The sequence below is a fragment of the Pseudomonas fluorescens genome (assembly GCF_001307275.1).
Lineage (GTDB): Bacteria > Pseudomonadota > Gammaproteobacteria > Pseudomonadales > Pseudomonadaceae > Aquipseudomonas > Aquipseudomonas fluorescens_AA.
In genome coordinates, this window is sequence record NZ_CP012831.1 from 5,005,749 (window position 1) to 5,019,256 (window position 13,508).

A 13,508-nucleotide genomic window follows, 5' to 3' on the forward strand; every position below is an offset into this window, starting at 1 on the left:
GGAGCGAGCTTGCTCGCGATGACGGCAGCTCATTCAACACCCATGCAAGCGGGCCCGCCGCTTTCGCGAGCAGGCCCCTCACAACCGATCCAGGTGTTATTCCTTGAGGAAGGTCAGCAGATCCTGGTTCAGTCGGTCCTTGTGCGTCTCGGTCAAGCCGTGCGGTGCGCCAGGGTAGACGATCAGTCGGGCGCCTTTGATCAGCGCCGCCGAGGCCCGGCCTGCAGCGTCGATGGGCACGATCTGATCGTCATCGCCATGGATGACCAGGGTCGGCACGTCGAACTTCTTCAAATCGCCGCGGAAGTCTGTCGCCGAGAACGCCGCAATCGAGTCATAGGTATTCTTGCTGCCACCCTGCATGCCCTGCATCCAGAACGATTGGATCAGCCCCTGGGATGGCTTGGCACCCTTGCGGTTGTAGCCGTAGAACGGGCCCGAGGCGATGTCCAGGTACAGCTGCGAACGGTTCTCCAGGGACGCCTTGCGCAGGCCGTCGAACACCTCGATAGGCAAGCCACCGGGGTTGGTGTCTGTCTTGAGCATCAACGGTGGCACCGAAGAAACCAGCACGGCTTTCTTCACCCGACCGGTACCGTGGCGACCGATGTAACGCGCCACTTCACCACCCCCCGTCGAAAAGCCCACCAGCGTCACGTTCTTGAGGTCCAGTGCTTCAATCACCGCCGCCAGGTCGTCGGCGTAGTGGTCCATGTCGTTGCCTTCCCAAGGCTGGCTGGAGCGACCATGACCGCGACGATCGTGAGCAATCACCCGATAGCCTTTCGAGGCGAGGAACATCATCTGGCCTTCCCAGCTGTCGGAGTCCAGCGGCCAGCCGTGGCTGAAGGTCACGACCTGGCCATCACGCGGGCCCCAGTCCTTGTAATACAGCTGAACGCCATCCTTGGTGGTGATGTAGCTGGCGGACTGGACCACGCTGCCGACCGCAGACACGCTTGCAGCGGCTTGGACCGACGATGCGGCCTCGGCGCTGAGGGTAGCCAATGCCAGGGTCGCGACAGCCAGGGTGCGGTTGAAGGTGTTCATTGTGTCTCTCTCCATAAGGTCGGTTTGATCTGCGGCGATCGTCATCGATCGCGTTGGTGGGCAGATTAGAGAGAGAGGCCGATGACGAGAACGGCGTGGGCATCGATAGCAACTATAGGAAAATCGGATAGCTGCACTTCGCTTCGGTTGCCGTGATCAGTGGTGGCGAGGGCGCTTGCTCCCTCGCCACCACGTACTGTTCAAGCGCCCTGAAGTCGCCCTCAACCAAAAGAGGGCATCGGCCCCAACGAATTAAAGATCCACACGACCACCGCTACGGCCGCCAGCACCGCAACCACAATGCTGATAAACACCCATTTAAGGATTTTCAACCCTTTCGACGGCTGGGACGCAGGGAAGAGAGCCTCTTCCGAGAGCCTCATTTTTTCGGCGCAGCGCGGGCAAGCAGCGTTTTCGTCAAGAATGACGGACCTGCATTGATCACAGATTTTCATGGGGCGAGGCTCATAAGAAGGGGGGGCCATCATGGGCGGTGATGATGCGTTGAAACGACCGGGGATCGATAGGATTCATACGGGCTGGGTCCCAGGGAGGAGGGCGCAAGGGGAGCGCCGCGTATCCGGTCGCGCTGATCCTACACCAAGGTCCGGAGGCTGCTAAGGGGCGGAATGTAGACTGCGTCAACTGTCAGGCAAGTGTTTGGGTCTATGCTTACCTTGCCCCTCTTGAATCAGGCCCCCCCATGCACGAACACCGAACGGTCCACAAGGAGTACGCGTGAGACATTCGATATCGGTTGCAGCGCTGCTTTGTCTCTTGCTCGGCACGGTTGCCAGGGCCGAGCAGTATCAGATCGTCACCGAAGAATGGGCACCGTACAACTATCTGGAAAACAACCGGCTCACTGGCATGACCACCGAGATCGTCCGGGCCATCATGGCGCTGACCGGGGATGACTTCGAGGTGTTGCTGCAACCCAGCATGCGTGCCACCCAAATACTCAAGCACCGCCCCAAGACCATCATGTACTCCCTGTTTCGCACGCCGGAACGCGAGTCGTTGTACAAATGGGTCGGGCCAATCGTGGAAGAGTCCATCCACCCCTATCAACTGGCCAAGGCGCCGCCGGTAAACTCCCTGGAACAACTGCTGCACGCCCCGCAGATCACCACGCGACATGCCGGCCTGGTGCCGACGATGCTGTTGTCGCTGGGCTTTAACAACCTGGACAAAAGTGCCACCGAAAGCAAGCTGCTCTATCGTATGCTGCTTGCCGGGCGCACCGACATCATCGTCGGCGACACCGATGCGGGCGTGGTCTACTACAGCCGCCAGTTGAATATCGCGCCGGGCACGCTGCGGAAAATTCCTATCGAGCTTTATCGTTCGTCGTTGTATATCGCTTTTAGCTTGGACTCTGAAGACGAAGTGGTCGCGGCATGGACCAAGGCTTTGGAGCAGTTGCGGCGATCAGGGGAGCTGGGGCGGATTCAGCGGCGGTATGAGCAATAGAAGAGCGGAGCCGGCGCAATGCCCGCCTGACGACGGGATGCAGAAAACCGCTCCGCGATCCACTCAGCCACCACAGTCGCAACTGAGCCTGCGATGACGGATCAGCGTGTATAGGGGCCTTGCAAGTTCACCTGATTGCCAAGGAACCAGCCAAACCAACTGGCGACACCGAGCCAGGGATCGGTCCGGGCCATGATGTCCATCAGGTTGACGTTCAGTGTGCCGGTGAGGTCCGTCATCATCGCTGTCGTTGGATAGCTTTTGACGATATTGCTGTCGCTCCAGATGATCGCGAACTCGTAATACGTCCCTTCGACATAGGTGCCCTCGGGGGCTCTGGGAATGGTGAGTGTCGAGTAAGCATCATATCCACTGCCGCTGAGCGGGTCGGGGCAGGCCCAGGCGATTGCCCAGAAGAGCGGCATCAGGTTCTGGTAGGCCTGCAACATCAGCCCGTTGGCCATGGCGGTAGCGGTGGAGCTGTCGCCGTCCGAGGTCGAGGAGCCGCCGTTGTTGTCAGTGGGTATCGGCAGGTTGCCGTTGTCGGCGTAGTGGTAGAAGTTCATCAGGCGCCCGTGGTCGCTGACGATGGTCGTGTAGAAGTTGCTTAGGCTCGTGTTGCTCGCTTCGAAGGAATCGGCGACCTGCTCCCAGTACTGGCCGATGGTGATCGAGCTGGACGTTCCGTCGAGGCTGCTGGTGATCACCCGGATGACATCGGTCACGGCAACCACCGCAAGATTGGCCCAGGGGGCGACGGCTTCGGGGAAAAACCACACCAGCGAGTAACCGAGATCCTTGAGCAGTTGGACGAAGTCCAGCAGCGTGCTGTCGTCGGTCTTGGCCTGCATGTTGGCGATCGCGGCGCTTATCAGGGTATTGGCCGTGCTCTGGGCGGTATTCAGGGTGCCTTGGGTGTAGGTGTAGAGCGATTGAAGTTGTTCGACAGCGCTCATTTCCTGCCAGACCGTATAGATGATCTGGAGCCAGTCATCGGCGGCCACACCCGTCGGCGCAGCGGGGGCGGTGGGAGAAAAGCTGTAGTTGCCACTGGCGTCGAACTGCAACCAGGTGGCGAGCTCGGTGGTGACGGTGTTCGGAGACCAGTCCGGGGACGTCGCAAGCTCACGTGGATCGAGTGGATCGTTGGAATTCGCGCCATTGATGATGTCGCCGAGTGTAACGCACAGCGCCGAGTAGGCATTGTTGAAATCAGGCCAGGCCATGGCGGGTTGATCGACGATGGATTGCAGCAAGTCCATGGTTGGCTGCTGTGGCGCGAAGCAGATGACGACGTCGTGAGTAAAAATGGTGTACCAATCGCTTTCCACGTCGTACCTGGCGGAGCAATAGCCAAAGGTGCCCGCGCCGCACACACCACCGTAGCGCATGGCCCAACGGTTGGCCGCGACGGCCAGAACACTCATGTTCGAGTCCATCAGGTTCGCGCTGTCCAAGGGTTCGAGAATGCCCGCCAGGATCTGATCCATCAGTGCCGCACGACCCGCCTTGAGGACCTGGATGCCGGGGGTGTTGCTGAAGACGTAGACGCCTCGGTAGTTCTGCCCATTCTCGACCGCCATCTCCCAGCTCGGGATGCCGGCCACGTAGGCGTTACCGTTGGCGTCGCTTTGCGTCAGGGCATAGGCATGGGCGGCAGCGGCCCAACGCCGCTCGTCAGGATCGCCGGTCTGGTTCGAGGTCAGCGTAAGGGGCGGCTGATTACCGTAGGCGCTCGCCAACGCGGCGTTGAGTTCGTCGTCGCTGGGCTGCAGCAGCGTGACCTGGGTGCCCACCGGGAACAGAAACGCCCCGACGACGGGATTGCCGTTGTCGTCAGAGCCCGTTTCCCACGACGGGATCGCGAACGCGTAAAGCGGGTTGCCGTCATCATCCTGCTGGCTCAGCGCCCAACGAAGAATGCCGTTTGCCCAGTAGCGGTAATCGATGAAGGAGCCGGTCAGCGGAGGGTTGATGTCCGAGAGCATCTGGAGCACGTCACTTTGCAGAATGTTCTGCCAGACAACCGCCACGCCGGTACTTTCGATGCCGCCATTGGTGGGTGGAACAGCGGCAAATGCAGGGGCGATGGCACGTTTCGTATGCTCGGAATCGTCGAGATTGAACATGAGAGATATCCCTATCTGCGAGGCAACGTCGTGTTTGGGTGATGCGCTTGTGCGTGCAGTGACGTGACGGTGCTGTGAAGTCTAGTCCGGTATTTGTACTTGGCGAGTGAGCCGGGCGTCGGCGAATCGTCTGGTGGCGTCCAGGCAGGCCTCCGTCTACTGTTTAAGATCCTGTCTTGTCATCCTTGGAGACATCATGTTCACCTTTCCCCGAGCACAGCAGGTTAGAAGATGGGAAGGGCAGGGTGACCTGCTCGGCGGGGGAATGCCCTATTTTGGCGTGGACAGCCTGGGCGTGTGTTTTGGCTTCAGTTCGCTCTGGGTCAAGCTCGGCGCACCCTACGCTTGTTTCGATGTATTGCAGGGCGAAAGTCAGGCCGTCATCAAAGCTCAGCGTGAGCTGACGCAGGCGATGCACGTGTACGATGTGCTGATGGCCCTGGGTGTGATCGCCGAGAGTGTCATCGGTCGCAATTCGGTAAAAGAAACTGCCTACGCCAACGGCGTCGCCAGTCATATCGTCCTCGATATCCTCCAGAGCGTCGGGGCGCGCCACTTCGTGGTGTCCTTCTACTTTTCCGCAGGCCCGCAAGGCGCCGGCGGTCATGCAATTGGTGTGTCTTTCGACGCGGGCCAGACGGGAAGGCTCTTCGATCCCAACTACGGTATCGGCAGTTATCAATCGAGAGCCGATCTGAGCAACGACCTGCATGCGCTATTGGCGAGCTACGTCGTGCCCGGCGGGCATGTGACTCAGAGTTACCTTTTGGAGTTCGGGCATGTGGTCATGGACGACGACTTTGAGTTCGGTGCTTTCCAAAGCGCGGCCGACTTTCATTGATTGAAGCCGCTCGTTCCAGGCACCGGGTCGGCAAGCCGGCATCGCCTTGGGCTGCGTGGATCGTTTGTGGAGTATCGGGTCAGACCACGGTCATTGAATGTTGGTGTTGACCTGATTTCTCCTGTCGCGGTTTATGTTTTCGGCTGGAAGGGGGCGTTCCAAGTCACGCCCCCGTTGCTCTACTTTTTCTAGAAACTGTACTTGGCAGTCAACATCATGTTGCGCGGGCTGCCGTAGGAGTCCCCGCCGTAGCTCACGGAGTTGGCGATGGTCGAGTAGTAACTGCGGTCGAAGATGTTGTTGGCGTTGACCTGCACGTCCAGGTTCTGACTGACCCGGTAGCCGGCCATCAAGTCCGTGACAGCGTAGCTGCCTTGCTTGAGTCGGTATTCACTGCCATCAGCCAGCGGGATGTCGTTATACATGCGGCTCTGCCAGGAGACGTTGCCGCCCACACGCAGTTTTTCCAGCGGGCCCTGGAAGTGGTAGCTGGTGGTCAGCTTGAACAGATGCTCCGGTGTGTCGGTGTCGAACTGCTTGTTTACGTTCTGTGGGTTGGCGGCATCCTTGATGGTGTGGGTGCGTGCGTAGGTATAGCCACCGCCGACTTGCCAGTTTTCGGTCAAAGCGCCTTGCAGTTCGAAGTCGATACCCTGGCTGCGAATCTCTCCGGAGGCTTCAGAGCAGGTTGCCTGTGGGCAGTTTGCCGTAAACAATTGCACGGCGCGGTTTTCCTGGTCGATGCGAAACAGCGCCACGCTCGCATTCAGTGCGCCATCAAAGTATTCGCCCTTGATGCCGACCTCGTAGTTCTTGCCTATGATCGGCTTGACCGGGCTACCCGAGGTGTCCTTTTCGCGCTGCGGTGTGAAGATGTCGCTGTAGCTGACGTAGACCGAATGATGGTCGTCCAGGTCGTAGATCAAGCCGGCGTAACGGGTGAGGTTGCGGGTGACCTTGTAGTCGGTGTCACCATCACGGTTATCGTAGTCGTACCAGTCCAGGCGCCCGCCGAGGATCAACTTCAACGGGTCGGCCAGGCTCAGGCGCGTGGTGACGTAGACGCCATCTTGAGTAGTCACCTCGCGCTGGTTATCGGTGTGGACGAAGTCCGGTTTACCCGCATTGATCGGCCAGTTGGTGTCGTACGGGCTGTAATTGTGGGTGGTCATGTCGTAGATGCGTTTGCTGGCGCCCACCACCAGTTCATGGGTACGCCCGAACGCCTCGAAGGGCCCGCTGGCAAAGGCGTCTACGCCGGCCTGGTTTTCATCGAAATTGGCCTGGTAAACCGTGCGGGCCAGTGTGTTGTTGACCCAGCGCGATTGATAAGAGCCGGAGAACAACGCGTTCTGCTCGGAGTAGTTGGCGTTGACCTGAAGGTTCCAGTCATTGGCCAGGCGATGACGGACTTCGGCGAATACGGTGTTGATCTCCTGATCCTTGTTTTCCCAATCCGTACCCGGATTGTAGGAACGCGGCAGGTCCAGATGATGGCCGTCCTGGCCGATCATCGAAGAACCCCAGAAGTAATTGGTCTTGTCCTTCTGATGGGAAAACCCCAGGGTCAGGGTGGTGTCTTCGCTCAGGTCCGCTTCGGTGACCGCATAGAACAGGCCGTGATCCTCCTCGACGTTATCGATGAAGCTGTTGGCGTCGCGGTAAGACGTCACGACCCGACCGCGCAGCGTGCCACTGTCGTTGAGCGGGCTGGAGGCATCGACCTCGCCGCGGTAGTCGTCCCAACTGCCGGCGGCACCGGTCAGGGTGAGTTTCTGCTCGGCCAATGGCCGCTTGCGGATCAGGTTGATGGCGGCCGAAGGGTTACCTGCACCCGTCACCAGGCCGGTGGCACCGCGCACAACCTCGACTCGATCGAACATGGCCAGGTTAGGCTGGGCACCGACGTTAACGCCATCGTAGCCACTCGGAATGCCGTCATACATCAGATTGTCGATTTCAAAACCGCGCGCCTTGTAGGTCTGCCGGCCAGGACCGCCGGAAAAGTCCAGGAACAAGCCGGGCGCCGCCTTGACCACGTCGTTGATGCTGGTCATCGTCTGGTCATCCATGCGCTGACGCGTAATCACAGTGACGGCTTGCGGGGTTTCACGCATTGTCAGCGGGAGTTTGGTCGCGGTCGACATCGCGCCGGTGGTGTAGGACTCGGTGCCTTCCGTGGTACTTCCCAGTTGGCCACTGCCGGAGACCTCGGTTGCGTCCAGTTCCAGGGTGGCGGGTGGGGTGATGGTGTTGTCATCGGCGTAGGCGGGGGCCATGGAGATCATGCAGATAGCCATGGCCAGAAGATTGCGGGCAGGAGTGAAGTGACGCGGCGGGGTGGTGCGAGTCGACATGAGCAGGTCCTGATTTACTAATGCTTGTGAGAGTGATTCGCATTAAGTATTGCAGGGTTTGTTTGTGGGATAAAGCTTGTTGGGGTTGGGCGCGCTGATGCGTGGAGGGTAGGGCTTCAATGCCCAGTGGGGCCGAGGGCTCTTCTTTGTCGAGAGTTTCCTAGGACTGACCCCCTGAGTCGTTTGAACGAAGCGCTGCTTGATTTTTACGCCGGCAGGTAATATTTTCAATGCACGGCAGCCAACCATCAAGTACGTGAGCGCTTGCATCCGGTCTTAGAAAAAACAGCATATTCATTAATGCTGACTTTGTAATTGCTCACATTTTAAGTCGGCGTGGAGATGAATATGTTTAACTCTGTCATCGTTTCTGACATCCCTTTTTATACATCCGTTCAGGATGCACGAAAGGCGAATGCTGTAAATTTGAACCATCTCAAGGAATCATTAGCATACGGGCTTGGTTTTAAAACCTTGGCTGCGCATGCTGCTCATTTTGACGCTTTATCAAAAGGTGAACATGGCATAGCCAAGGTCGCGTTGTTTTCCAAGTCGCGCACAATGTCTAGGCTTATGGAGCTTGGATATACTAAAGATAAGTGTGAAGTGATGGCTGATGTCGTGGAAAGTTCTTACAAGGAAGCCCTTTCTGAGCAATTTTTCTTTGTTCCCTTTAAGCCCGATAGCGGCCCATCTGATCCATTCCGCGCAGATGCGTTTGATCGGACAAGAGTTTGGCTTCATGGCGGTAGCCGCGACGATATCTGTAATAAGGACTATCTAGAAGCGCTTTCCGATGAGTCAATGTCTAATGCAACTATAGAGTGGCTCCATTCTAAAATATCCAGCTTTGCTTTCCCTACCATTCTTGACAGAAGAAACTATCAAGGCGGCATCATTATCAGGTTGCGCGACTTGAATATAGAGAGCTATCCACTTGCTGGTTGGAGCAAACTTAGTCGTGCAGGTATTTTGGAATACGGCTCAAGTGCTGATACTTTTCTGTGTGCTCCGATGAAATAAAGAAGTATTCGGCTGGCCTTGCAAGGCCAGCCGAATACTTCGTGAATTGGACGGGGTAACGGCGTGAGCCCGATCAAGGCTATCCAAGATATCGGCAGCGCTCGTACGTTGATAGGTCAGCGAGTATCTGCGGTTCTCCAGGATCAGTATTGTTTTAACAGTGAAAAGTATCTTGGGGAATTATGGCCGTCGTACCCTGACAAGGCTAGTTGCCCCGGCCACCACCAAACGACCACTCATCGCTGGCCGTAGTGGTGATCACCACCATGACATCCTCCGCGTGGAGACCGGGCGCTCGCCCCAATTTCTCGACCAAGTCGCGGTAGAAACGCTGTTTCGTCTCGACGCTTCGAGGGCGGCCAGCGGTAATCGTGATCAACACAAAGTCATGGCTGCGCGGTCCACCCAGGTAGTCGGGATCAAATATCAACTCGCCCACTTCATGTTGGTGGATGACCTGGAAGCGATCGGTCTTCGGCACCTCGAAGCTATCAACCAAGGCATCGTGCAGCCCTTGGGACAATGCTTGTAGATACTCGGCCGACTTCCCTCGGTGCAGTGAAATTCGTGAAAACGGCATAACAGTTACCCCATGGCTAAAGCGACAGAGGGAAAACTATCAAGTCGCGATGGTTCCGAATATCAGATTTAATAGAGAGAATCATCCCAAATTAGTGGACTATTCGATGCGCCGTCCGACCTTCGATCTTGATGTATTGCGTACTTTCGTCACCGGCGTGGAGTTCAACAGCTTTGCCAAAGCGGCGGATCGTCTCGGTCGATCGACTTCTGCCGTGAGCGCTCAATTGAAGAAACTTGAGGAGCAGATCGGTACTCCGGTGCTGGCCAAATCCGGTCGAGGGTTAGTCTTGACGCCCGTAGGTGAATCACTGCTCAGTCATGCCCGTCGGTTACTGGAGCTTAACGACGGCATTTTCCAGACCCTGCATGAAAGCCAAAACGCGGGGACAATTCGCCTCGGGCTTCAAGAAGACTTTGGGGAACATTTACTGAGTGAGATCCTTCGACGCTTCGTCCAGACTTACCCGATGGTGATTCTCGAGGTCAGGATCGCGCGTAACGCCGAACTGCTTGCGTTGGTCGAAAGTGCTGGTCTGGACTTGGCCCTGACATGGGACACAGGGCATACGTCGCCCTATGCCACGCGGCTGTGCGAAACGCAGATGCACTGGATCGGGGCCCGTGACATGCCGTCACTGACCCGCCTTGCTGACTCACCGCTGCCATTGATCATGTTCGACGCGCCTTGCGTATTGCGTAGCGCTGCCACACAAGCACTGGATGCCGCGCAAATTCCCTGGCGAATCGCCCTGACCAGCCCCAGCGTCGCGAGTATCTGGGCGGCCGTCGCCGCCGGCTTGGGCTTGACGCTGCGAACTCGCATTGGGCTGCCGAGTCATCTCGCTGTCGTTTCCGGTTTGCCGGCCGTACCCAGCCTTGGTTATGTGCTTCACCGCAGTGGAAAAGACTCGACGCCCGCCATCCAGCAACTGGCCGCGTTGATCAAAACGAGCCTGCAAGAGCACACGTTCGGTTTAGCGGCTGCGCAAGGCCGGCAATCGACCCTTTGTCGCCGTTCAACGGATCACGCCTTTTAGGGGCTTTACTTCCAGTTAGGCCCTGTAAGTAAAGTTGGGAGCGCGCGATGAGCAACGAACAGGTGGCGCCTGAGACGAAAGGGGTGACGGTGACGTTACTGTCGACGATTGATCTGGGGCCTGAGATCGAGGGTATGGTAGGGCGCCAACTCAGGATGCGCAGGGTGACCATCGAGCCTGGAGGCGTCTTCGGGCCGATTCACAACCATGTAGACAGGCCAGGCACGGTCTACATTCTGCAAGGAACGATCACTGACCATCGAAATGGCGTCGCCACGGATTACGGGCCGGGAGTGGGCTGGCCCGAGGACAGGAATACCACGCACTGGCTCGAGAACAGAGGCACGATTGCGGCGGTGGAAATCTCGGTCGATATTGTCAGGCAAGGGTAAGTTGACTTCACTTGAACTGAGCAACCAATCCTTCAAACGCCACAGGCCGGATCTTCTTCTCACTAATCATCCGGTACTGAAGCGACTCCGTCACCGGCCAGACCAGCGTCGCCGCTGGCTTTTCCTAAGCCAAATTTCGGTTGGTCATGAATCGATGTGCAGCGGGGGCACCCGAAGCGCCGACGACAAACTGTCTGCCAGGCTTCCACGTAGGGTTTCTGGAAGTCGAAGTGCCCCGCCGGAGTGATCGACTGCGCCGAAAAATCCAGGCCGCGGGCGTACGTCACCACGGCGAGTTTATTGTGCAACATGCCTTCCAGACCGCGCTGCGGGTCAACGCTGAACAGGATGTCTTTCTGCGATACCAGGTCGATGAAGTACTTGAGTTTGTACGGGATGTCACACCATCGCAGTTGCAATCGCCCTGGAGCGCCAGGTAGAAGCCAGCACCATCAGCAGCCCCAGACCCGCCCCCATCGCGTTGCCGAGATTAAAGGTACCAATGTTCACCGCCGAGGCCAGAGTTGTCGATTTCAAAACCGCGTGCCTTGTAGGTCTGCCGACCAGGACCAGAGGAAAAGTCCAGGAACAAACCGGGCGTCGCCTTGACCAGCATTGAGAATGCGTTGATGCAGGAAAACCTGAAGTGCGGAGCATGAATGCCCAGGGGAGTAAGTCTCTGCGGCTAATTAATCCAGATGCGTTGCATCTGGGCTGAGGTACTGAGACCAGGCACGGCGGTCAGTGAGTTTTTGTGACAGCCGAGCGAATTTTTATCGATTGCTGGATTGACAGCGCCTTCTTAGGATTTCCACTGACCAACTGGGCTTGGCAACGATAATAAAAGAGGAATTCTCGATGACGCTTGCAAACAAGAAAGTCGCCGTAATTACCGGCGGCGCTATGGGTATCGGAGCGGAAGCGGCAAGTGCGCTGGCGAGTGATGGCCACCATGTAATCATTTGCGACATCAATACCACCGAGGCCGAACGTTTCGCGCAACACCTGCGTGACCAAGGTTTCTGCGCCGATGCCTTCCAGATCGATGTCGGTACACCTGCCTCTGTGTCCGCTGCGTTCGAATGGATTGAGGCCAAGTTTGGGCGCTGCGATGTGCTGGTCAATTCTGCAGGCATCGCCAAGACCATGCCTTTCCTGGAATTTGATGCCGATGTCTTCAACCGGACAATGCTGATCAATGTCACGGGCACGTTCTTGTGCTGCCAGCTGGCGGCACGCATCATGCGTAAGCACGAGTTCGGCCGGATCATCAACATTGCCTCCGTTGCCGGGATGCGCGCAGTGGGCAAAGGCCGGACGGCCTACGGCACATCAAAAGGTGCTGTGATCGCGCTGACAAGGCAGATGGCCGTCGAACTGAGCGAATACGGAATCACCGCAAATGCCATCGCCCCTGGACCGGTCGATACGCCGATGACCAAAGAACTGCACAGCGATGAGTTCCGTAAGGCTTACAGCAACGCCATCCCAGCGAAACGTTATGGCACCACGCGTGAAATCGCCGGAGCAGTCAGTTATCTGGCCTCTGACGTTTCAGCTTACGTAAATGGAATTGTCTTACCCGTGGATGGTGGCTTCCTTGCGTGGGGCGCCGGCGATATTTGAGTAGCCCTGACACGAACAGAAGGGGGCGCGTAATGACCAGGCACTCCCTGTGCGGCTGATCATTCGGCCGCCATTTCTTCTACGACCCACTTCACCAGGTCCGCTGTGTCGGCCCGCGCTCTGGCGTTGGGCGAGATCCACAGCACCAATTTTTCCGGGCCTTCAACACAGCCAAACGGGGCTACCAGCGCGCCGCTCTCCAGTTCCGCTTGCACCAGCATCCGCGGCACACAGGCAAATCCCAAGCCGACCTTGGCCGCTTGAATAAGCAGATAGAAATGCTCGAAGTATTCCAGTTCAAGGGAATCGGGCATGGTCATCTGCAAAGCTGAATACCATTCTTTCCAAGCATGCGGGCGAGTCTTGGTAGCCAGCAGCTTTTTTCCACTCAGGTCGCTAATTTGCTGCACACCTGAAGCCGCGAGGTAATCAGGCGAGCATATAGCCCCAATCCATTCATTGGCCAACGGGATCGGCGCGATGCCGGGAGGTGGGGCAATGCTCTCCAAGCGTATCGCCACGCTGACGCCATCTTGAGCAAAGTCGATTGGACCGTGTCCGGTTCTCAAGCCCAGTTCCATCGTCGGAAAGTTGCTGTGCAACCCGGCAAGCCTTGGTAGCAACCAATGCATCATGATGGACGCCGAACATGACAGCTCCAGCGGTTGAGGGCGCACTTCGTCAATACTTTGCTGGATCAAGTTGAATGCGCGGCCCAGGCCGGCGGCAAGGCGTGCGCCTTCGGGAGTCAGTTTAGTGCCATGCGCATTACGCGTGAGCAAGACGACCCCCAGCACATCCTCAAGCGTCCGAATGTGTCGGCTGATAGCACCGTGAGTCACGGAAAGGGCATCAGCGGCTTCGCCGAAGGTGCCTTTCCTCGCAACCATTTCGAAAGCTCTGAGTGCATTGAGAGACGGTCGCGGAGGGGATGACATGTGCTGCACCTCATGAGCAGGCCATGGCGACCAGGACGCTGGTCAAACCAGAAGCCTAAT

12 protein-coding genes and 2 pseudogenes are annotated in these 13,508 nt (G+C 57.6%); 6 read left to right on the forward strand and 8 right to left on the reverse strand.

Annotated elements, in window-relative coordinates; all coding sequences use genetic code 11:
- Positions 1-96 precede the first annotated feature (96 nt).
- Positions 97-1,050, reverse strand: coding sequence for an alpha/beta fold hydrolase (locus AO356_RS22425; protein ID WP_060741604.1), 954 nt, complete (start codon positions 1,048-1,050; stop codon positions 97-99).
- Positions 1,051-1,271: 221 nt separating this feature from the next.
- Positions 1,272-1,505 (reverse strand): hypothetical protein, encoded by a 234-nt coding sequence (locus tag AO356_RS22430; RefSeq protein ID WP_060741605.1) that lies wholly within the window; start codon positions 1,503-1,505, stop codon positions 1,272-1,274.
- Positions 1,506-1,788: 283 nt separating this feature from the next.
- On the opposite strand from AO356_RS22430, the gene AO356_RS22435 reads away from it, so the two are divergent.
- Positions 1,789-2,523: a substrate-binding periplasmic protein gene (locus AO356_RS22435; RefSeq protein ID WP_060741606.1), complete on the forward strand. Its 735-nt coding sequence runs from the start codon at positions 1,789-1,791 to the stop codon at positions 2,521-2,523.
- Positions 2,524-2,624: 101 nt separating this feature from the next.
- On the opposite strand, the gene AO356_RS22440 is transcribed toward AO356_RS22435, so the two are convergent.
- Positions 2,625-4,652, reverse strand: a complete 2,028-nt coding sequence (locus AO356_RS22440; RefSeq protein ID WP_060741607.1) for a hypothetical protein — start codon at positions 4,650-4,652, stop codon at positions 2,625-2,627.
- A gap of 196 nt (positions 4,653-4,848) precedes the next feature.
- Between AO356_RS22440 and AO356_RS22445 the strand changes: the two genes are divergently transcribed.
- Positions 4,849-5,493 (forward strand): YopT-type cysteine protease domain-containing protein, encoded by a 645-nt coding sequence (locus AO356_RS22445; protein WP_081015398.1) that lies wholly within the window; start codon positions 4,849-4,851, stop codon positions 5,491-5,493.
- Positions 5,494-5,681: 188 nt separating this feature from the next.
- On the opposite strand, the gene AO356_RS22450 is transcribed toward AO356_RS22445, so the two are convergent.
- Positions 5,682-7,850, reverse strand: a complete 2,169-nt coding sequence (locus AO356_RS22450; RefSeq protein ID WP_060741609.1) for a TonB-dependent siderophore receptor — start codon at positions 7,848-7,850, stop codon at positions 5,682-5,684.
- Positions 7,851-8,198: 348 nt separating this feature from the next.
- Here AO356_RS22450 and AO356_RS22455 point away from each other — a divergent pair, with 348 nt between their 5' ends.
- Positions 8,199-8,873: a hypothetical protein gene (locus AO356_RS22455; RefSeq protein ID WP_060741610.1), complete on the forward strand. Its 675-nt coding sequence runs from the start codon at positions 8,199-8,201 to the stop codon at positions 8,871-8,873.
- 205 nt (positions 8,874-9,078) lie between these two features.
- Here AO356_RS22455 and AO356_RS22460 read toward each other — a convergent pair whose 3' ends face one another.
- Positions 9,079-9,453 carry a tautomerase family protein gene (locus tag AO356_RS22460; RefSeq protein WP_060741611.1) on the reverse strand — a complete coding sequence of 125 codons (375 nt, stop codon included), beginning with the start codon at positions 9,451-9,453 and terminating at the stop codon, positions 9,079-9,081.
- Positions 9,454-9,559: 106 nt separating this feature from the next.
- Here AO356_RS22460 and AO356_RS22465 point away from each other — a divergent pair, with 106 nt between their 5' ends.
- Together AO356_RS22465 and AO356_RS22470 are read left to right on the forward strand one after the other, a co-directional pair.
- Positions 9,560-10,492 carry a LysR substrate-binding domain-containing protein gene (locus AO356_RS22465; protein WP_060741612.1) on the forward strand — a complete coding sequence of 311 codons (933 nt, stop codon included), beginning with the start codon at positions 9,560-9,562 and terminating at the stop codon, positions 10,490-10,492.
- 47 nt (positions 10,493-10,539) lie between these two features.
- Complete coding sequence (locus AO356_RS22470; RefSeq protein WP_060741613.1) at positions 10,540-10,884, forward strand: cupin domain-containing protein; 345 nt, start codon at positions 10,540-10,542, stop codon at positions 10,882-10,884.
- A gap of 197 nt (positions 10,885-11,081) precedes the next feature.
- On the opposite strand, the pseudogene AO356_RS31150 reads toward AO356_RS22470, so the two are convergent.
- Together AO356_RS31150 and AO356_RS32170 are read right to left on the reverse strand one after the other, a co-directional pair.
- Positions 11,082-11,282 (reverse strand): annotated as a pseudogene (locus tag AO356_RS31150) (NAD(P)H-dependent oxidoreductase); the annotation flags it as partial.
- 1 nt (position 11,283) lies between these two features.
- Positions 11,284-11,427, reverse strand: a pseudogene (locus tag AO356_RS32170) (MFS transporter); the annotation flags it as partial.
- A gap of 315 nt (positions 11,428-11,742) precedes the next feature.
- Between AO356_RS32170 and AO356_RS22480 the strand changes: the two are divergent.
- Positions 11,743-12,510 carry an SDR family NAD(P)-dependent oxidoreductase gene (locus AO356_RS22480; RefSeq protein ID WP_060741615.1) on the forward strand — a complete coding sequence of 256 codons (768 nt, stop codon included), beginning with the start codon at positions 11,743-11,745 and terminating at the stop codon, positions 12,508-12,510.
- Between the two features lie 59 nt (positions 12,511-12,569).
- Here the strand turns inward: AO356_RS22480 and AO356_RS22485 are convergent, their stop codons facing one another.
- Positions 12,570-13,448: a LysR substrate-binding domain-containing protein gene (locus tag AO356_RS22485; RefSeq protein WP_060741616.1), complete on the reverse strand. Its 879-nt coding sequence runs from the start codon at positions 13,446-13,448 to the stop codon at positions 12,570-12,572.
- Positions 13,449-13,508: the final 60 nt, after the last annotated feature.

Coding starts and splice junctions, on each gene's coding strand:
- AO356_RS22425 (WP_060741604.1), bottom strand. CDS start 1,050: ATGAACACCTTCAACCGCACCCTGGCTGTCGCGACCCTGGCATTGGCT.
- AO356_RS22430 (WP_060741605.1), bottom strand. CDS start 1,505: ATGAAAATCTGTGATCAATGCAGGTCCGTCATTCTTGACGAAAACGCT.
- AO356_RS22440 (WP_060741607.1), bottom strand. CDS start 4,652: ATGTTCAATCTCGACGATTCCGAGCATACGAAACGTGCCATCGCCCCT.
- AO356_RS22445 (WP_081015398.1), top strand. CDS start 4,849: ATGTTCACCTTTCCCCGAGCACAGCAGGTTAGAAGATGGGAAGGGCAG.
- AO356_RS22450 (WP_060741609.1), bottom strand. CDS start 7,850: ATGTCGACTCGCACCACCCCGCCGCGTCACTTCACTCCTGCCCGCAAT.
- AO356_RS22455 (WP_060741610.1), top strand. CDS start 8,199: ATGTTTAACTCTGTCATCGTTTCTGACATCCCTTTTTATACATCCGTT.
- AO356_RS22460 (WP_060741611.1), bottom strand. CDS start 9,453: ATGCCGTTTTCACGAATTTCACTGCACCGAGGGAAGTCGGCCGAGTAT.
- AO356_RS22465 (WP_060741612.1), top strand. CDS start 9,560: ATGCGCCGTCCGACCTTCGATCTTGATGTATTGCGTACTTTCGTCACC.
- AO356_RS22470 (WP_060741613.1), top strand. CDS start 10,540: ATGAGCAACGAACAGGTGGCGCCTGAGACGAAAGGGGTGACGGTGACG.
- AO356_RS22480 (WP_060741615.1), top strand. CDS start 11,743: ATGACGCTTGCAAACAAGAAAGTCGCCGTAATTACCGGCGGCGCTATG.
- AO356_RS22485 (WP_060741616.1), bottom strand. CDS start 13,448: ATGTCATCCCCTCCGCGACCGTCTCTCAATGCACTCAGAGCTTTCGAA.